Source organism: Mycobacterium sp. Soil_C_30, from assembly GCF_057656995.1.
The window spans coordinates 110,595-126,982 of the sequence record NZ_JBDGJH010000002.1; the positions used below are offsets into that span (position 1 = coordinate 110,595).

At 63.2% G+C, this 16,388-nt stretch carries 19 protein-coding genes and 4 pseudogenes; 16 read left to right on the forward strand and 7 right to left on the reverse strand.

Annotated features, from left to right (window positions below):
• The first annotated feature begins 109 nt into the window (after window positions 1–109).
• On the forward strand, window positions 110–1,192 hold the full coding sequence (locus tag AC3A6P_RS03430) for an HAD-IIA family hydrolase (protein ID WP_487688418.1): 1,083 nt from the start codon (window positions 110–112) through the stop codon (window positions 1,190–1,192).
• A gap of 212 nt (window positions 1,193–1,404) precedes the next feature.
• The gene (locus AC3A6P_RS03435; protein ID WP_487688421.1) at window positions 1,405–1,677 is read left to right on the forward strand and encodes a hypothetical protein; all 273 of its coding nucleotides are present in this window, start codon (window positions 1,405–1,407) and stop codon (window positions 1,675–1,677) included.
• A gap of 456 nt (window positions 1,678–2,133) precedes the next feature.
• Here the strand turns inward: AC3A6P_RS03435 and AC3A6P_RS03440 are convergent, their stop codons facing one another.
• Both AC3A6P_RS03440 and AC3A6P_RS03445 read right to left on the reverse strand, forming a co-directional pair.
• Window positions 2,134–2,862 carry a sulfite exporter TauE/SafE family protein gene (locus AC3A6P_RS03440; protein WP_487688423.1) on the reverse strand — a complete coding sequence of 243 codons (729 nt, stop codon included), beginning with the start codon at window positions 2,860–2,862 and terminating at the stop codon, window positions 2,134–2,136.
• 461 nt (window positions 2,863–3,323) lie between these two features.
• The gene (locus tag AC3A6P_RS03445) at window positions 3,324–3,794 is read right to left on the reverse strand and encodes a LysR substrate-binding domain-containing protein (protein ID WP_487688426.1); all 471 of its coding nucleotides are present in this window, start codon (window positions 3,792–3,794) and stop codon (window positions 3,324–3,326) included.
• Here AC3A6P_RS03445 and AC3A6P_RS03450 point away from each other — a divergent pair.
• The 9 genes and pseudogenes from AC3A6P_RS03450 (at window position 3,781) to AC3A6P_RS03490 (ending at window position 9,231) form a co-directional block, all read left to right on the forward strand.
• Window positions 3,781–4,014, forward strand: a complete 234-nt coding sequence (locus AC3A6P_RS03450) for a hypothetical protein (RefSeq protein ID WP_487688429.1) — start codon at window positions 3,781–3,783, stop codon at window positions 4,012–4,014. The genes AC3A6P_RS03445 and AC3A6P_RS03450 overlap by 14 nt on opposite strands.
• Before the next feature lie 587 nt (window positions 4,015–4,601).
• Window positions 4,602–5,027, forward strand: a complete 426-nt coding sequence (locus AC3A6P_RS03455; RefSeq protein WP_487688432.1) for a hypothetical protein — start codon at window positions 4,602–4,604, stop codon at window positions 5,025–5,027.
• On the forward strand, window positions 5,027–5,347 hold the full coding sequence (locus AC3A6P_RS03460) for a hypothetical protein (protein WP_487688434.1): 321 nt from the start codon (window positions 5,027–5,029) through the stop codon (window positions 5,345–5,347). The genes AC3A6P_RS03455 and AC3A6P_RS03460 overlap by 1 nt, the downstream gene beginning before the upstream one ends.
• Window positions 5,348–5,725: 378 nt before the next feature.
• A pseudogene (locus AC3A6P_RS03465) lies at window positions 5,726–5,905 on the forward strand (IS30 family transposase); the annotation flags it as partial.
• Entirely contained in the window at window positions 5,905–6,564 is a 660-nt protein-coding gene (locus AC3A6P_RS03470; RefSeq protein ID WP_487688436.1) for a MerR family transcriptional regulator, read from the forward strand. The pseudogene AC3A6P_RS03465 and the gene AC3A6P_RS03470, both read left to right, overlap by 1 nt.
• A gap of 95 nt (window positions 6,565–6,659) precedes the next feature.
• Window positions 6,660–7,340: a CPBP family intramembrane glutamic endopeptidase gene (locus tag AC3A6P_RS03475; protein ID WP_487688438.1), complete on the forward strand. Its 681-nt coding sequence runs from the start codon at window positions 6,660–6,662 to the stop codon at window positions 7,338–7,340.
• Window positions 7,341–7,492: 152 nt separating this feature from the next.
• Window positions 7,493–8,468: pseudogene (locus AC3A6P_RS03480) on the forward strand (IS481 family transposase).
• A 12-nt stretch (window positions 8,469–8,480) separates the two neighbouring features.
• On the forward strand, window positions 8,481–9,047 hold the full coding sequence (locus AC3A6P_RS03485) for a class I SAM-dependent methyltransferase (RefSeq protein WP_487689360.1): 567 nt from the start codon (window positions 8,481–8,483) through the stop codon (window positions 9,045–9,047).
• Complete coding sequence (locus AC3A6P_RS03490; protein ID WP_487688440.1) at window positions 9,016–9,231, forward strand: hypothetical protein; 216 nt, start codon at window positions 9,016–9,018, stop codon at window positions 9,229–9,231. The genes AC3A6P_RS03485 and AC3A6P_RS03490 overlap by 32 nt, the downstream gene beginning before the upstream one ends.
• A gap of 105 nt (window positions 9,232–9,336) precedes the next feature.
• Here AC3A6P_RS03490 and AC3A6P_RS03495 read toward each other — a convergent pair whose 3' ends face one another.
• The 4 genes and pseudogenes from AC3A6P_RS03495 to AC3A6P_RS03510 all read right to left on the reverse strand — a co-directional run bounded on the left by AC3A6P_RS03495 (window position 9,337) and on the right by AC3A6P_RS03510 (window position 11,960).
• The gene (locus tag AC3A6P_RS03495) at window positions 9,337–9,960 is read right to left on the reverse strand and encodes a DUF3887 domain-containing protein (protein WP_487688443.1); all 624 of its coding nucleotides are present in this window, start codon (window positions 9,958–9,960) and stop codon (window positions 9,337–9,339) included.
• Window positions 9,961–10,133: 173 nt separating this feature from the next.
• Window positions 10,134–10,577: an FAD-dependent oxidoreductase gene (locus AC3A6P_RS03500; RefSeq protein WP_487688446.1), complete on the reverse strand. Its 444-nt coding sequence runs from the start codon at window positions 10,575–10,577 to the stop codon at window positions 10,134–10,136.
• 56 nt (window positions 10,578–10,633) lie between these two features.
• A pseudogene (locus AC3A6P_RS03505) lies at window positions 10,634–11,128 on the reverse strand (NAD(P)/FAD-dependent oxidoreductase); the annotation flags it as partial.
• 379 nt (window positions 11,129–11,507) lie between these two features.
• Window positions 11,508–11,960 carry an STAS domain-containing protein gene (locus tag AC3A6P_RS03510; RefSeq protein WP_487688448.1) on the reverse strand — a complete coding sequence of 151 codons (453 nt, stop codon included), beginning with the start codon at window positions 11,958–11,960 and terminating at the stop codon, window positions 11,508–11,510.
• A 360-nt stretch (window positions 11,961–12,320) separates the two neighbouring features.
• Here AC3A6P_RS03510 and AC3A6P_RS03515 point away from each other — a divergent pair, with 360 nt between their 5' ends.
• A complete protein-coding gene (locus AC3A6P_RS03515; protein WP_487688450.1) occupies window positions 12,321–13,013 on the forward strand; it encodes a HEAT repeat domain-containing protein in 693 nt (230 codons plus the stop codon).
• A 129-nt stretch (window positions 13,014–13,142) separates the two neighbouring features.
• Complete coding sequence (locus tag AC3A6P_RS03520; RefSeq protein WP_487688452.1) at window positions 13,143–13,646, forward strand: ClbS/DfsB family four-helix bundle protein; 504 nt, start codon at window positions 13,143–13,145, stop codon at window positions 13,644–13,646.
• 139 nt (window positions 13,647–13,785) lie between these two features.
• On the opposite strand, the pseudogene AC3A6P_RS03525 reads toward AC3A6P_RS03520, so the two are convergent.
• A pseudogene (locus tag AC3A6P_RS03525) lies at window positions 13,786–14,477 on the reverse strand (helix-turn-helix domain-containing protein); the annotation flags it as partial.
• A gap of 263 nt (window positions 14,478–14,740) precedes the next feature.
• Here AC3A6P_RS03525 and AC3A6P_RS03530 point away from each other — a divergent pair.
• The 3 genes from AC3A6P_RS03530 to AC3A6P_RS03540 all read left to right on the forward strand — a co-directional run bounded on the left by AC3A6P_RS03530 (window position 14,741) and on the right by AC3A6P_RS03540 (window position 16,270).
• Window positions 14,741–15,055 carry a helix-turn-helix domain-containing protein gene (locus AC3A6P_RS03530; RefSeq protein WP_487688455.1) on the forward strand — a complete coding sequence of 105 codons (315 nt, stop codon included), beginning with the start codon at window positions 14,741–14,743 and terminating at the stop codon, window positions 15,053–15,055.
• Between the two features lie 207 nt (window positions 15,056–15,262).
• Window positions 15,263–15,703 carry a Mu transposase domain-containing protein gene (locus tag AC3A6P_RS03535; protein ID WP_487688457.1) on the forward strand — a complete coding sequence of 147 codons (441 nt, stop codon included), beginning with the start codon at window positions 15,263–15,265 and terminating at the stop codon, window positions 15,701–15,703.
• A gap of 126 nt (window positions 15,704–15,829) precedes the next feature.
• Window positions 15,830–16,270: an IS30 family transposase gene (locus AC3A6P_RS03540; RefSeq protein ID WP_487689362.1), complete on the forward strand. Its 441-nt coding sequence runs from the start codon at window positions 15,830–15,832 to the stop codon at window positions 16,268–16,270.
• The last annotated feature ends 118 nt before the right edge of the window (window positions 16,271–16,388 follow it).

Here is a 16,388-nt window from a genome sequence, read left to right on the forward strand (position 1 = left end):
ACGATTTTAATCGCAGCCGGCCGCCTCAGCAGCTGACGGCGCCAGGAATCCGGCATCGGCCCGCGGCGGCCGCGCGGAGCACCGCCGGCCTGAGGGGAGCACACGAGCGATGACGACCCTGGACCAGCTACATGACTGTCTTCTGCTGGACCTCGACGGCACGGTGTATCGAGGTCCGCGGCCCACCCCCGGCGCCGTGAACGCGATGAGATCCAGTACCGCCCGCGCTCTATTCGTCACCAACAACGCGTCCAAGACCCCTTCCGAAGTCGCGACGGATCTGCGCAGACTCGGAGTCGCCGCCACCGCCGAAGACATCGTCACAAGCGCTCAGAGCGCGGCCGCGCTGCTGGCGGACCAGCTGGACGGCGGCCAGAAGGTCTTGGTGCTGGGCACCGAGGCGCTCGCCGCCGAGATCCGAGCCGCGGGCCTGGCGCCGGTCCGCGCGTCCGCAGACGCGCCTGCCGCGGTCGTGCAGGGACACTCCACGTCGACCGGGTGGACGCAGTTGTGCGAGGCGGCACTCGCCATCCGCGCCGGCGCGGTCTGGGTCGCGACGAACCTGGACGCCACACTTCCGTCGGAACGCGGCCTGGTGCCCGGCAACGGCTCGATGGTCGCCGCCCTGGCTACCGCCGTCGACCGGGCTCCGCAGGTCGCCGGTAAGCCGACGCCGGCGATCATCGCCCGAGCACTGTCACGGGGCGACTTCAGATCCCCGCTCGTCGTCGGCGACCGCCTCGACACCGACATCGCCGCGGCAGACGCCGCGGGTCTGCCGAGCATGCTTGTGCTGACTGGCGCGACCAGTGCCGGCGACGCGGTGCGCGCCGGTCCCGGGCACCGGCCCACCCACATCGCACGCGACCTCGGCGGACTGCACGAAGCCGCCGCCGACATCGCCGTCGCCGAACACCCGGCGTGGAGCGTGACGGTCGGCCGTCGATCTATTGGCATCACTTCCACCGGCGCCGATCCCGGCGCTGACGGTCTATCGGTAGTGCGCGCCGCGGCACATGCACTGTGGAACAACGACATTCGCGACGAGCGGAAAACCCTTGAGCCAGGCGACGACGCCGCATGGGTGGCCCTTCACCGCTGGGCTCTGCTACCCGACACCGGATCGGGGAAGGGACGTGTGAGACCGGGACCGGAGGATCCCTGTTCGACGCGAGCGCAGACACCGCCATGAGCGGCGACGACGCGAACCGCGCTGGCACCACCCGCAGGCGCCCGCGGCGGCCGGTGAGGAGACCACCAGATTCGCCTGCAGCGCAGGGGATTCGAACGGAGCACTATTGGAAAGGACGTGCCGTGCAGTGCCCGCATGACGATCCTGGGACGGACACGCAACCCGTTGCGCGCCGAACCGATCCGGTGTCCTCCCACCGTCTCGGGTGGCTGGTGATCGACGCTCTCAAGAACGTGCTGCCCGAACAGGCTCTTCCGCCCATCTACATGCATCTGGGATGCCGTCACTACCGGCGGGCGATCACTGCAGCACTGGAGGCGTCCGCTGCGACGGGGACCTTGATACCCGACGCAGTCGCCACCGAGATCGCCTGCTGGCTGAACGCGTACGACGAGCATCCCGATCAGCAGCGACTGCAGCGACTGCTCGCCGACACGAGACGCCGAACGAACGGCGCCGTTTCGTCACACGTCGGCTCGAGCTGAGTCCGCCGACGACGGGAGCGTCCGTACCAGACACCGAAGGCCGCGGATCTTGCTTCAGGGAACGCCGGCTCACTCGACGTAGGGACACGTTGCACCGCGCTCAACAAAACCCCGACCCGATATTACTTCTACGAGATGCACGCCGATGAGCACGCGTACCGCCATGGGCACTGCGGCGCGGTTCACTCCGCAAGCTGGCAGGAGGCCGCGAAAGAGGTCGTGGTCGAGGGCAGCACACGGTTGATACCCGCACAGCGCGTCGACTTGGGCAGTTCGACCCACGGAGGGCATCTGAGACCGGAGCGCGCGGTAAGTCTAAGACTGCGACTGTTCTCGATAAGGCGAAGAACGGCCGTGGCAGCGGCTTTCGGGTGCCGCCGTGGTCTGCGACTGGACGGCGACGGGTTCAGCCACAGCGGATGACACGAACGCAGAGCGGCCCAAGCGCATTCGCGGTCACCGCGAGCAGGTGGCGCTGAACATGCCGACGGCGGCGACCACCAGGACGACGTCAATCAGGATGGCGTATGACTGCGGGCGGAGGCGGCGGACGAGGCCGCGCGTGAAAAAGGTTCCGATCATCAGCGCGACGCCGATGACGAGACCCCTGCCGACGATGTCCCAGTCCAGTGCGCCGGACTGGCCGAAGGTAGCGAGTTTGGCGAAATACAGCAGCAGCGAGCCGGCGGCCTCGCTCCCGAGGAAAGCGCCACCGCTTAACCCGAATCCGGTGAAGACCGGCACGCTCAGTGGGCCCGTCGACAACACCAGGCCTGTAAGAAATCCTACGACGCCGCCTGCAATTGCGAGCTGCCACAACCTCACCCGCCACGCACGCCTCGCAACCACCCGTCGAGCCGGGATCATCGCCAGGAAGAAGACGCCCAATAGTCCGTCAACGACTCTCGGCGAGATAGTCAGCAACGTGTGTGCGCCGAGAACGGCACCGGGTGCGCCCGGCGCGGCGTACACCAACACCGGCCGCCATTGTATTTGACGCCACCAGGCGGCGACTCGAGCGACGTTGGCCATGACGGCCGCGATGCCCATCATGGGTACCGCCATTCGCGGACCGTACAGCTCCACCATTACGGGTAGAAGGATCAGCGAGGACCCGGTTCCGACGACACTGCCCAAGGCTCCCGCGCCCAGGGCCAACAGGAAAACGGCGATCAACGACAACACTGATAGGACCTTCTCGCCGGAGTGGGGCACGCCAGCGGCGATCCTCCAGGCTTTTGTCCGTTCAGATGACCGCGATCCATCCAGAACCGCGGTGGCGCCGCTCGGACCAGACGCGCGCCGACAGGGGCGCGCCGGAACCCTAGGCGCTGTCAGATCTACCGTAGCAGCCAGAGGGACGGTTCCAGCCCGGCGCGGGCTGCGAAGGCGAAAGTCATTGCACGTGCGGGCCTTGCCTGATGCGTTCGCCCGTCGTGGGCGACTGCGTCCGTCGCATCCCCGACTATCGACTTCTCACCGCACGGCTCTCGACGCACTGGACGTGGCGCCGTCTTCGCGCGGAAACCCATCGCCCGGCTCGACATGTCACTCCGATGCCGGTCCGATGCGAGGGTTGAGTTACGTCGAACAGCTGAGGTCAAGCTGCTGAGTGCTTACTGGCTTCGAGGTGAGCCGCGGTGATCTCAAGGAAAGCGCGGTAAAGACTCTCGTTGCGACGGACTTCGGGTACGACGAGACATGCCTGGGTTGGTTGGATGTCCTCTACGCGTACCCAGGTGAGTCCGGGATGCGCCATGGACGCTGCTGCTGTGAGCGGCAGCAGCTACAGAATTCCCCACCACGATCTGCTCAGCTTTCGCCTCGGTGATGCATGAGCGATGTGTTCCCGGATTGAGGATCTTTTCGGCAGCGAGGTCAGCCAACCGCAGTTGTCGTTGGCCGGAGAGGCGGTGCCCCGCAGGTAGCACGGCGACCGTGGGCTCGTAGCCGATGTCGACGACGTGCATTCCGCTGTCGTCGAACGGGCGACGCAGGTATCCCACGTCGGCGCGTCCGTCTCGCAATGGTGCGTCTTGGTCCCACCACCTGACCTGAAAGACGTCGATCTGCACGTCGGGGTACCTAGCGGAGAAGGCATGGATGGGTGAGGACACCCACGAACGCTACGGACTCGAGGTCGACGAGGCGGTGCTCCGCGAGGACATCTCCGATCACGTCGCCCTAGTGGCTGAGCGAATGCGGCTTGGTCGCCAGGCCGCGAAGTTCTACGTCACCGAGGACACGATCAGCGAGATGGCTGACCGCATCGGCGCGCACGTTCGCCGTGAGCAAACGCGGCGGGGTAGACCGCGGCTTCTTCGCGCGGTGGACTAATGTCAGCAACGATTCCCAGCCGATTCGCTATCTCCCGGCCTATAGGAGATAGCGGCAACGTTGCGGGTGCAGTGGCTATCGGACTGATACTGGTAATCGGGGTTGGTGCGATCATCGCAGTAGCTTTCAGCGGCGGTCCCCGAGGGTGTTTCGTCGACGAAGTAACCGTGAGTCAAGACCAAGGTCACCTGCCGGCGTCCTGCTGCCTGCCACACCCGCCGGTGCCGTCGCTCGGAGGTCCTCCTGGTGCTGGCAGATCGGATCGACTCCGCGTTCACCGATGGCGAGTTCGTCGATATGACCCAGCAGATCACCACTGCCCGGGGCAACACGTACGTTGCGGGGAACATTCTGCGAGGCAGCGAGCCCATCTCACCTGATGATGTGCGGATCGTCCGCGGCGGCAACATTTACTCGCTGTCTTCCGACGCTCGTGACCGGACACTTCCCAGGTGGTCGGGATCTCGGTTCGGCCGGCGATGAGTAGGCAGCTAGCTCATCGACTGCGTGAAAGGCTAGGTGAGCGAACCGCTGCCCGCCTGGATCCTTCCTGGCTACTGCCGTGGCGATCCACTACCATCCGGCGGATGGGGGAACGCCTGGCTGTGGTGGCGGTTCTGTCTGGCTTGGTCATCTCGGTCTGCGGCCAAACCGCCGATGATGCCGGCAGTGGCGCGACGGGTGTCATCGCGGACAATGCGAACACCCCGCAACGCGCCCGTCTGACGCTCCCGAGCGACGGCATCTGCGACATTGGCGGAGTTGACGGCCAAGATTGGGGCGTCTGGATCTCCACACCGTTGCCAGACAGCCTCTGCGAGTGGTCAATTCGTGCTGTCACCGAGTCCGATACCGTTGAGGTGATGGACTCAACGCGCTTGGATCCGGGTCAAGAAGGCGTGAGAGTCAACCTCACGCCTCCCGGCGAACCGTCGGACACCGGTGAATTCAACGGCGGTTTTCGGATGCAGTTTCACAGTTACGGTTGCGGTTCGTGGCGGCGGGCCGATTAATGACCGACGACCAGCCGCGCCCCGAGGTTGTCCGGCCCGGTACGACTGCTTTCAGTTGCCCGTGGCTCGACGAACGCGCAGCGCTACTTGTGACGCTTGTCGACGAGCGTTACGGCTTGACGTTGACCGTGGATGTCGCGCGCGCGGAGGTTGCTCGGCATGTCGGGAGGGTGGCGAAGATGATGAACTCGGGCTGGCTGGCTGCGAAGGTCTTTGTCACGAAAGACGTGATTAGCGCCATGGCTGACCGCATCGGGTGTGAAGCCGAGTTGCAGGAGACTGAGGAGAACCCTCAGCCGCGCCACCTCCGATCAATCTAGGTGCACACTCAGCCTCTCTTTAACCTGGATACCCCCCTTGGGGAAAGGCTCCCACTCGCGTCCTCGCCGTAGGCGCCACGAAAACGACGAGAATGCCCCCCACCTCGCAAAGGTGGGGGGGATTACGGAAACTGCTTCCTTGGAGAGGCCGCTCGGTCAGCGTAGAGCCGCCGCGCTTGAAGCGGTAATCACCTGCGGCGGTTGAACATTGACCCTGGAGCGTTGCGCGATCGTGGCGCTGTTCGCGCCCGAGGACCACGACCATAGTGCTGTAGGCCAGGGCACCCCGAAGCGCCGGGCGAACATTCCCAATAAGTGACCAAAGCGCAAGGCGATCTCAGCCACCCCCGACCCTCCTGGGCCGGCTTCAGTCTTACGGAAGGCGACCTGATCGTCGGACCAAACAACAGCGCGATCGGCACCCTGGTCGAACACAGCACGCGATTCACGATCTTGCTGCACCTGGCCGCCGGCCATGACTCAAAAGCAGTGGCCACCGCCATGATCAAGGCCATGGGCGGTTTGCCCGATCACCTGCGTCGCGGCATCGCCTGGGATTGCTCGACGAGCCCGAACGGAAGCCGAACGGATACAAGCAGTACGGGACGGCTGATCTGGTGCGGCTGCTGCAGGTCAAGCGGATGAGCGACCTCGGCATCTCACTCGCGCAGATCCGGGCCCTGGCGACGACTAGAACCGCGGATACGGATGCGGCGATCAGGGTGCTCGATGCCGAACTCGTGGCCACCATTGAACGGCTGCAACGAGTCCGAGCACAGCTCGCGCTGATCCTGAAGCATCGCGTGCCGCTCGACACGCCCTCACCGTTCGAGGCGGTTGCGGAGGGCCTATCCAAAAACTACCGCGGACTGCTGACCGTCTACTCACGTGTGCTCAATGACGACGCGCTCGACGACATCAGAGAGCTGATGTCCGAGCCGGACGAGGCGAGCGAACCGTTCGAAGCGCTTTCAGACGAGTCCGACGACGCCACCGTTGATCACGTCGCTCAACTTCTCGCCGTGTCCATGGCCGTACACCGTGACCGCTTCCCCTGGACCGCGGAGCCCCTCGCGAGCACGCGGACGAAAGGCAACCTCGCCCAGGAGGCGCTCCGTTCCACCGCCGTTGAGGTGTTCAACCGTGGGCAGCTCCGAGCGCTTGCCCTCGCCCACTTGATGATCCAGCGTCGCGACGCTGCCGGCGACGAGTCCTGAGAGGATTCTGGCCTTGACCCTGCCCCAGGGGCAGGTCGTTCACTGGGTCTGCGACCGCAAGAACGCAACACCGCCCAAGACGACAGGAACGGACCATGACCACCACCGCCGTATGCGGCACTCGGACCGTCGGCTGGCCTGAACTCATCGCCGCCGGGATCACCGCCGTCGTGCTTTACCTCGCCGGCGGCCTCGGCCTCTACCTGCTCGACCTCCCGCCGAAGACTTCAGGTCTGGCTCAGCTCGCCCTGTCGGCCGTCGTCCCGACGTTGGCCCTCGTCGCCGCGCTCCTCGTTCGGCGTATACCATTGAGCACGTTCGGGTTCCGGCGGGTGCGCCCCGTCTGGCTGCTCGTCGCGGCCGGGGTCGGACCGGCGGCCATGGGCATGGCATCGCTGCTCTCGATATTCGTGCTCACTCCCTTGTTCCCGGACGACAACACGCAGGCCGACTACCACGCGGCGGTCACTGGGGGCATGGCTTCCTTCCTCGGCGTCATGCTGATCGGTGGCATCATCGAGCCGATCGGCGAGGAACTCTTTTTTCGCGGGGTGATCGCGAGCTTCCTGCGCCGCTGGGGACCCTGGGTCATGATCGTCGGCACCACTCTGGTTTTCGCCCTGGCCCATGGGCTCAACGTGGTCTTCTTCTCCGCCGTCTTCATGTCACTCGGCAGCACCTACCTCTACTGGCACACCGGATCGATCTGGCCAAGCCTCATCGTGCATGCCACGTACAACTCCTCCTCGTTCGTCCTCCAAGGCCTTGGCTTCTGATCCCGTTGGCGCGCAGGGACTGTCGCGTGGGGCAGTCGTTCGCCTAGGTGTAACTCTTCGGCAGGTTGTGAACGGCGTGGTGAGCGCGAATAGGTGAGGACCTCCGGTATCGGTGTGGTTACCACACGCACATCGATTACCGAGGGGTCCTCATGGTCCACGCTAATGCTTGTTTGACTCCGAAAGGCCGGTTGCGGGTGGCTCGCTGTGTCGTTGAGGACGGATGGACCTACGCCCGGGCCGCGGAACGATTCAGTGTTCGAGCGCCACGGCCAAGAAGTGGGCTGACCGGTACCGCACCGGCGGCTAAGAGGCGATGAACGATCGGTCCAGCCGACCGCGCCGCAGCCCACGCCAGCTGGCGCAGCGTCGGGAACGCCGGATCACCAAGGTGCGCTTCACGCGTCGTTGGGGCCCGCACCGCATCGCTGCGTTCCTGGGGCTACCACGCTCGACGGTCGAGGCGGTGCTGCGCCGCTACCGGATGCCGCTGCTGTGCGACGTGGACCAGGCCAGCGGTCTGCCGGTGCGCCGACCCAAAGCGCGTCGCTACGAACACGCTGCCCCTGGCGAACTGATCCATGTCGATATCAAAAAGCTTGGTCGTATCCCCGAGGGGGTGGGCATCGGATGCTGGGTCGTACGGTCGGCAATCGCAACAACAACAAGCAGGGCCGCGGTTACGCCTATCTGCACCACGCGGTCGACGACCACTCCCGGCTGGCCTACTCAGAGATCCTTAGCGATGAACGCAAAGAGACCGCATCAGCGTTCTGGGTGCGCGCCAAGGCCTTCTTCGGCGAGCATGACATTGTGGTCAAACGGGCCCTTACCGATAACGGATCATGTTACCGGTCAAAGCGTTTCGCCCAAACCCTGGGCGCCGTCATCGCTCACAAGAAGACCCGTCCCTACCGACCGCAAACCAATGGAAAGGTCGAGCGATTCAACCGCACCCTCAACCAGGAATGGGCCTACGCCAAAACCTACTTCTCCGATGAAGCCCGCGCAGCGACCTACCAGAGCTGGCTGCATCACTACAATCATCACCGACCCCACACCGGCATCAACAGCAGGACACCGATCGACCGCCTACGCGTTCACAACCTGCCTGTGAAGAACACCTAGGTGCCCGACCCGATGCATTTCAACGATCGGTCCGATCTCTACCGGAGATCCAGGCCGCCGTACCCCGCTGATCTCTGGCAGCGGGTACAGGACACCGGTTTGGTGGGGCATGGTCGCCGCGCCCTCGACCTGGGTGCCGGAACCGGCGAAGCCACCGGCCGGTTACTGGCCGAAGGCATGGAGGTCGTCGCGGTCGAACCGGGTCGCCAGCTCGCTTCCGCTCTTGCCGCTGCCCACCCCGATGCTCAACTGCTGACCTCGCGAGCTGTGGACGTCGATTTCGGCGAGTCAGTGTTCGATCTTGTCGTTGCCGCGACTTCCTTTCACTGGATGAACCTCGATGTGCTCGCACCAAAGATCGATGAAGGGGTCGGGCCAGGCCCCACCTTGAATAATGTGGGTTGTGACATAGCTGACCAAGCCTGGGCCCCGGAGATTTACAGCGAGGCTCGACGTGCCCATGGTGTCGCTGACGTACGAAGGCGAGATCCTTCGCCGCGATGCTCAACGGCTCCGCGAGGAATTCACCCGCGAGAAGCGGGACGCGTTGTTCAACGCGATCTACGAAGGTGCGGGTAACGCCGACACACTCAAGGCTCAAGCCGAACTTGACTACTACCTCGCAATGTTTCAGGTCAATAGTGCTGAGCGGGCCGGTCGCCAAGTTGCGATCGGCACATGGGTTCTTGCCTTGTCGACGGTCGGGCTGTTTGTTGCAACAGTTGTGCTCGCGTATATCACTGCTACCCAAGGCGGCGGTTGAGACCCTCTTCCATCGAGGGGACTCTGACTGTTCAACGGTTTCGGCCCGGTGTTGCCACCCCAGAAGGCCCAAACACGTTTCCGTGGTTACCAATTCAGGTGGAGGCTACTGTGCCGTGTCGTTGGCCGCATCGGAGTTGAGGATGTACAGCCCGGCAATCGTTCGATCGTCGCGAAAGGTGATGCGAGCGACGAAATCACCGGCCTCGAAGGCCAATGGTGTGTTGGTGATGGTGAAGTCACCGGCGCGCACAGCGTCAGTGTCTCCGTGGCTCTCATAGGCCCCAGCCAAACCCGCAAGATAGGCCCAAGCCTCGGCAAGCCCCTCCTCGGTGAGCCCGGCGCTCATCGTCTCGTCAAAACCCTCGGTGATATCAGCCCACCGGCCGTGAGCATGATCATCGATGACCGATCGGGCCAGCTCGATGGCTTCAGGAAGCGGACGGGTGTTCATGACTTCTCCGTTTCGAGGATCAATAGGCCTGCCATATCTCTGGAAAGCGGCCTGCCGTGAGATGCCGAGCACTTGGCCAATTTCCTGCCACGTCCGGCCCGCCTCTCGGGCCTGCCGAACAGCCGCAACCATCAACGCATCAGCCCCGTCCTGGATCTGATGCGCCGCGCGCACAAGATCGATCGGATCATTGGCGGTAGTCAGAACCGGGGCCGCAAGGACCTGGGCGACTTGGCGATGAAGTTGCCGACCAGCTAGCGCCACCGAATCGAACATGCGTCAACTACACTTGACAAGCTCGATTATGTCAATTTTTTATTGACGTCGATTCATGGGCTGCCGGGTCAATTGACTACTTGCGAGCTGAAGGCGTTGTCTCTTTTCTAAGAAAACGAGATCGATCAAATCTTGTCTCGGTTGTCTGCGTTTAGGTCGGCCAGCGGGGCGAATCAGGTGACTCGACATCTAGCAAGTTGCTCGGCTTCCGAGCTGCTTTCGGCGAGCTCTTGTGCGACCAGGCGGCCGACGGTCGCAGCGAGAGTTATGCCCGGGTGCACCACTGCCACGTACAGTCCGGGCTTCCTTGGAACGGGACCAATGATCGGTTCGTCGTCGGCTGGCATCGGACGCCAGCCGATTGTGGTGCTGACGACGTAAACACTCGCCAGCGCGTTGAAGGTTCGAAGGAGTTCGGCTCGCGCCTGCTCGCCGGTGTCGTTCAGGTCGCTCTGAGTTGTCTGGCCGCAGTAGTCCAGAGGCAATAGCAGGGTGCCGTCGGGCAGCTGGCGCACTTCGATGCCGTCGTTGGCCACGATGTGGCGCACGAGGCCCGGTTGGGTTTGGAGGCGCACCATGACCGCCGGACTGCCGTAGACCGGCAGACGCGCGCCCACCGTGCGCACAGAAGTGCTGAGTCGGTCCCGGCCGCAACGACCGTATGGGTTGCTTCGAAGGTCCGAGTGGGTGGTTGGACTCCCACGACCACACCATCTGTACACGTGAGGCTGACCGCCGATTGTCCGACGACGACCTTCGCGCCGTGCATTCGCGCCGCCTCCACGAGGCTCTCGGCCAGTGCCACGGGTTCTACGGATCCGTCACCACCGCTGAACCAGACCCGATCTGGCACCGAAATCAATTGCGGTTCGACGCTTGAAGCATTCTCCAGCATCGAGTCTTCGGTACAGGAAAAGTAGCCACCCCAAGTCAGCGCGCCACACCAACTGATTGGCAATGTGGGTATCTCGCGTTGCAACCGCAGAAAGTCACCCCGGGCCAACTGCCGCAGTTCTGCAGCTGGCCCGGAATTGGTGGAGCGGCCAATCCAGCCGAACGAGTGCCGGATAGCCCCCATACCGGGCAACTCTCGGTCGATGAAGGTGACTGCGAAACCCCTGCTAGCAGCGTGATACGCAATGGATGCACCTGTAACTCCAGCGCCCACGACAAGTACCGACCGGCCAGGCGGGCTGACGAGGCCTCGGCGACCCCAGACCTCAAGGCGGGTCTCCCGCCCCGAAGCCGCCTGAAACGCTCGCTTAAACCATAGGGATGCGCAAGCCCATTGTCAGCCGCGAAGTCCACGGCCGGCAATCCTGGGTGCCCAGACCTCAGCAAAGACAAGCAGCGCACGAGTGGCGTCCCAAGGTCTGGCTTCCCCGGGTACAGATCCATGGAACCCTAGTCCCGGTTTCAAGGGACATCGCCGTCAAATTCGCTACCTGTCTCGTTTGTAGAGAAAAGAGGCGACTCAGATCCTGTCTCAGCGTGTCGATTTCGCGGCACTGGCGGTACCGATGGGCGAGGTTGCGGTCGCGGCGAGCCTACATACGGTGAGTTTCGGCGGCGTCCAAACATGCGGCGCGATGCGATTCGTCGCTCTCCTTATGCGGTGGCGCAGCGGGGATGCCGATGTCGTCGAGGCCGTTGAACATTTCGAACAGCTCGGTCAGATTGGCTTGTGAAAGAGCCGCGCCGACGGGCGACTGGTGGGTACCCAACAGGCAGATACCGATATCAGATTCACCGGCCTGCATCGCCGCTGATGTGAGCGCATGGACTCCGGCGATGTCGATGGTGGTGACCCCGGTGAGGTCGAGCGCCAGCAGCTCCGGTGCTCGCAGGTGTTCGTCGGATAGCGTGCGTCGCATAGGTGCAGCGGTATCGGCCACCAACGGGCCGTCAACCTGGACGACACAGGTGTCGCCCGGCAGTCGTTGTACGTGCAGCCTCAGCGAGTCCACCGGCCCCCAGACCGTCGTTCGTTGCTGACTCATCTAGCCTCCAACCCGGCGTTGCAATTTCGACCTGGCTCGCCCCGCTGCGGTTCGCCCGCACAGCCGTGCACTAGCGGGATGCCGCCTGGGTCTCCCCTAAAGAAAGGGTTGGACAAGTGATCGGGCTGCGCACCGTCTCGCCGGGGCGAGATTGGGCGAAACCGACTAACCTGCGGGGTCGACGCGCCGCTGCAACCACCCCGGAGAATCTCATTGCATGAGCCGATCTCGGTACCCTTCGATCTTGGAGCGCTGGCGTCGCCCCGTTAATTTTGCCGTCCTTCTTCTGTCTCACTTCAAAGATTCGAGGTCGATCACACCCTGTCTCAGTCTGAAACTGTTCGAGTCAAGGTAAGTTCTGTGCGCGTGAAACCACGAGCACGGTGGTGTGCAGAGCTGCGCTCGTTGAGTCCATCGGGGTGGAACCGCTTCCTGGGTGAGCACTCCGGTTTACCCGGTCCGCGAGCTAACACTGAACTCGCAATTGCCTTCGCCGAGCTAGCCGACCAGAACCAAGTCAACACGGCTGCCAACGAACTCGACGAGTACCTCGCAATGTGCGGCACCGTCGCACTCGGCGCACGTGCGGCCGATCCCCGTGCGTTGGCAAAGCTGCATCAATTGGCCTCGGATTCACGATGGCGAGTCCGAGAAGCAGTGGTCATTGGTCTACAACTGCTGGGCGACGTCAACTTTGACGAACTCGAGCGAATCGTAAAAATCTGGGTCGACGACCCTGATCCGCTTGTCCAACGCGCAGCCGTAGCCGCAATTTGCGAGCCCCGTCTGCTCAAGAACCGCGATGCTGCTGCGGTCGCTGCCGACATCTGCGCCAGCGCGACCACCACCATCACACAATGGCCAACAGGCTCGCGACGAGATCCTTCGCTGAGGTCACTTCGGCAGGCCCTGGGTTACTGCTGGAGCGTCGCGGTCGCTGCGGCTCCGGAAAAGGGATTGCCCGCCTTTCGAGAACTGGACCACGCCGATGCCGACGTTACGTGGATCGTCACACAAAATCTTCGGAAAAAGAGACTTGCAAACCTTCTATGATCACCAGGACGGACCTGTCAAACGCCTTTGATCACAGCCTATTTCGAGCGATCCGGGCTGAAAGTGCTGCTTTCTCCAGATGTTCTGGCGGCACCTGTTGATTGTCTTCACGTGACGGAGCAATGACGAATGGGCGTTCCCTCCTCCAAGGATGAGCTGATTGATGCAGTGAACAAGACCTTTGTTCAACTCGACGCTGACCTCGATCGGGTGCCGCACGAACTGGTGAGAGAGCCGCTTCTTCCAGGTCACGCCAAGAACACCGTAATCAGCCCCGCCGATCTGGTGGCATACCTCATCGGATGGAATCAGCAGGTACTGATCTGGCACCAACGTCGAGTCGCCGGACAGCCCGACCAATTTCCCGCCCCGGGGGTGAAATGGAACGAGCTGGGAAAACTGGCACAGCGTTACTACGCCGATCACCAGGACGGCACCTGGTCACATCTGCGGGCTCAGCTCGCCGAGTCCAAGGAGCAGATCATCACCCTTATCCAGAGCTGCTCAGACACCGACCTTTACGGTTCACCGTGGTACGGCAAATGGACAATGGGCCGCATGATCTCGCTCAATACGTCGGCGCCGTACGCCAACGCCCGGCGCCGGATCCGAGCATGGTTACGCACGCTCTAGATACCAGAGATACCAGTCGGACCTGAACTCCAAGCGTCAGCCGCAGGGCATGTGGGGTGGTGTGTGCCTTACCCACATACCACCTCTCGCCCGCAGGCTCACCCTGCATGTTCAGAACCCGGTCTCGTTTCGGTCAGTACTTTCGTACGGTGAAGCCGCATTTGTTGACATACGAATTGGCACGTAGCCAGAATTCCGCCGCCGTCTCTTGCGTTCGTCGTCGAGCAGCTCCGAGTAGGCCAGCCGGGAGTGCGCGTCGAGGGCAGTGTGCAGAAAGTGATAGCCAGACCGCGCGTCGTTGTCACGTCCGGTGCCGTTGCGTTTGTCCGCCCGACAGTGGCGGCGACCTGCGCTTCGCCCAGTATGCGCCAGCCGCCGCCGGCCGGGATCTTGCCGAGCTTCTTGACATTGACCATGCACCAGATCGCCTGGAGCAGCGGACTCCATCCGCCGAATGATCCGCCCGGTGGGTCGGTCCAGCCAGCAGCGCCGGCCGGCTTGTAGCGGGTCAGAACGCGGTGCACGGTCGAGATAGTCAAACCCAGGCGGTAGGCGATCCGGGCTGGGCCCCAGCGCCGGAGCACCCGGATTTTGATGATGCGATGTTCGGTCCGGGTCGAGGTCTGGTTCGGGCTGCGGTGGGGCCGTACGCTGCGGTCCGCCATGCCGGCTGGGCTCTCCTCGCGGTAGCGCCGCGCCCATCGCTGGGCGGTGGTGACCGCGACCTGAAACCGCTCGGCAGCTCGTCGCAGCGACCAGCCGTCCTCAACGATGCAATAAGGCCAGGCGCCGACGCCCGGTCTCTGACAAAGGGGCATTACGGTGGGACACGAAGACCTCCGAGATTGAGCAGTGCGTTCCTTAGACAGCTCGCACTTCACTCGGAAGTCTCCTTCATGTCACCACGCCACGGCCGTAATCCGTACCCAACGTCCGTGGTCAGTACAGCTAGGCCCTGGTAACTCGGCTAACAAGGAGCTGGCGAAAGACATCGCCGCTTTGCGCTCGACTGACGTGTATGGGTTCAGGACATCTTTGACCGTTCGTCATCGGGAGATGATTGACGAGCAACCCACGCTTGCGACGGTCTCGTGGTGGTCAATCCAGAGCTCTCTGAATCAGATGCCGATGTTGCGGCACGTGTCACGATCGAGATCCGTCTGCGTGCGGTCACCGAAGTCAACGACGGCGCGCCCGTTGGTGAGGTAGCCGAACGATATGGCGTCACGCGGCAGACGGTCACGGCCTGGCGTAAACGCTATGAAGCCGGCGGCCTGGACGCCTTGTCCGATCAGTCGCGTCGCCCGCATTCCAGCTCAGGCCGGATCTCTCGCGATGTCGAAGCGTTGATCTGCGAATGCGTCGCCACCATCGACGTTGGGGAGCCCGGCGCATCGCGCACGAACTGAAGCGCGAGATTGGTCAACAAGCGCCGTCGCGATCCACCACCCACCGCGGTCTGGTGCGCAATGGTCTGGTGAATAGCCAAGAGCAGCAACATAAACGAGTCTACAAGCGGTGGGCACGGGAAGCGCCGATGCACCTGTGGCAACTCGACCTCGTCGGCGGAGTGTTTTTGCTCAACGGTCGCGAGCACAAGATACTGACCGCCATCGATGACCATTCTCGGGTTCGTTGTCCGCGGCCAGGAACCGGCGTTGGGCACCGGTGTCGCCGGAACTCGGGTGACGCTGCGATTTGACGTCGGCCTCATCCACGCCTCGGCAGGCAACATGCTGCTCAAGACAATGCCAAACCCGTTCTCTATTAATGAATTCCGAACAATCAAAGGCGCCCGGCCTGCGACGTCACCACTGCCCGCACCGCCACCGGCAGGACCCCAGAGCGTACAACGGCGAGTTCCCAACAATGGCGTCGTGATGGTCGCTGGACAGCGATTCCGAGTGGGACGAACACACGCCGGCACCATCGTCACCATCGTGGTCGAAGATCATCACTTCCGCGTGCTCGACGGCATCAAGGAGCTGTCACTCCATGCGCGAACGTCGACCAAACCCATCCGCAACTTCAACGCCCACCGCCCCCGGAAACGGTAACCATGTCCCGGTAACGTTTCGTCACCTATGTCCTGAGACCGCACACGTCACAGCCGACGACCGACGCACCGCCGGCGATTCCAGTCGTGGACAGAATTCAGATATCCACGTGGGCGTCATGAGAGGATCTATCAAGCTGTCTATCAACCAAATTCGCGGTTCCTACGACCGTCGCGGCTGGGGCCACACCGCCGCTCACCTCTGCGCACTGGCCGGGACCATCGCCGAGCCCACCGGTGCCAGCAGCGCCGGCGTCCACGGTTTGCGCAGCCGATGCTGACCATCCAAGACAGGCCCTTCCCGCCCGTCGACCGGTCAGAAGCCCGGCATTGGGAGGGCGATCTCATCATCGGCGATAACCACCTGTCAGCGATCGGCACGCTGGTCGAGCGGCAGGTGCGGATGCTGCTGCGCCTGGTGCATCTGTCTCGCGCTGACTCCGACTCCTTGCACGCCGCCTTGGTTGCTCGCATGCAGGATCCGCCACGGGCGCTGATGCGGTCGATCACATGGGATCAGGGCACCGAGATGGCGCACAACCTGTCGAATCACTCTGCGGCAGTATAGACCTCCGCGCCGCGCTTCAGCGAGAGACCCCAGTGCATGTTGATCGGACCCGAGATGGGCGGGCCAGCAACCGCCGCGTCGATCAGGGTGGACTCAGGCACCTCTGTCGCGAGATGGC

Coding starts and splice junctions, on each gene's coding strand:
- AC3A6P_RS03430 (WP_487688418.1), top strand. CDS start 110: ATGACGACCCTGGACCAGCTACATGACTGTCTTCTGCTGGACCTCGAC.
- AC3A6P_RS03510 (WP_487688448.1), bottom strand. CDS start 11,960: ATGAGTCAGCAACGAACGACGGTCTGGGGGCCGGTGGACTCGCTGAGG.
- AC3A6P_RS03475 (WP_487688438.1), top strand. CDS start 6,660: ATGACCACCACCGCCGTATGCGGCACTCGGACCGTCGGCTGGCCTGAA.
- AC3A6P_RS03535 (WP_487688457.1), top strand. CDS start 15,263: ATGACCATTCTCGGGTTCGTTGTCCGCGGCCAGGAACCGGCGTTGGGC.
- AC3A6P_RS03450 (WP_487688429.1), top strand. CDS start 3,781: ATGGGTGAGGACACCCACGAACGCTACGGACTCGAGGTCGACGAGGCG.
- AC3A6P_RS03495 (WP_487688443.1), bottom strand. CDS start 9,960: ATGTTCGATTCGGTGGCGCTAGCTGGTCGGCAACTTCATCGCCAAGTC.
- AC3A6P_RS03455 (WP_487688432.1), top strand. CDS start 4,602: ATGGGGGAACGCCTGGCTGTGGTGGCGGTTCTGTCTGGCTTGGTCATC.
- AC3A6P_RS03520 (WP_487688452.1), top strand. CDS start 13,143: ATGGGCGTTCCCTCCTCCAAGGATGAGCTGATTGATGCAGTGAACAAG.
- AC3A6P_RS03460 (WP_487688434.1), top strand. CDS start 5,027: ATGACCGACGACCAGCCGCGCCCCGAGGTTGTCCGGCCCGGTACGACT.
- AC3A6P_RS03485 (WP_487689360.1), top strand. CDS start 8,481: ATGCATTTCAACGATCGGTCCGATCTCTACCGGAGATCCAGGCCGCCG.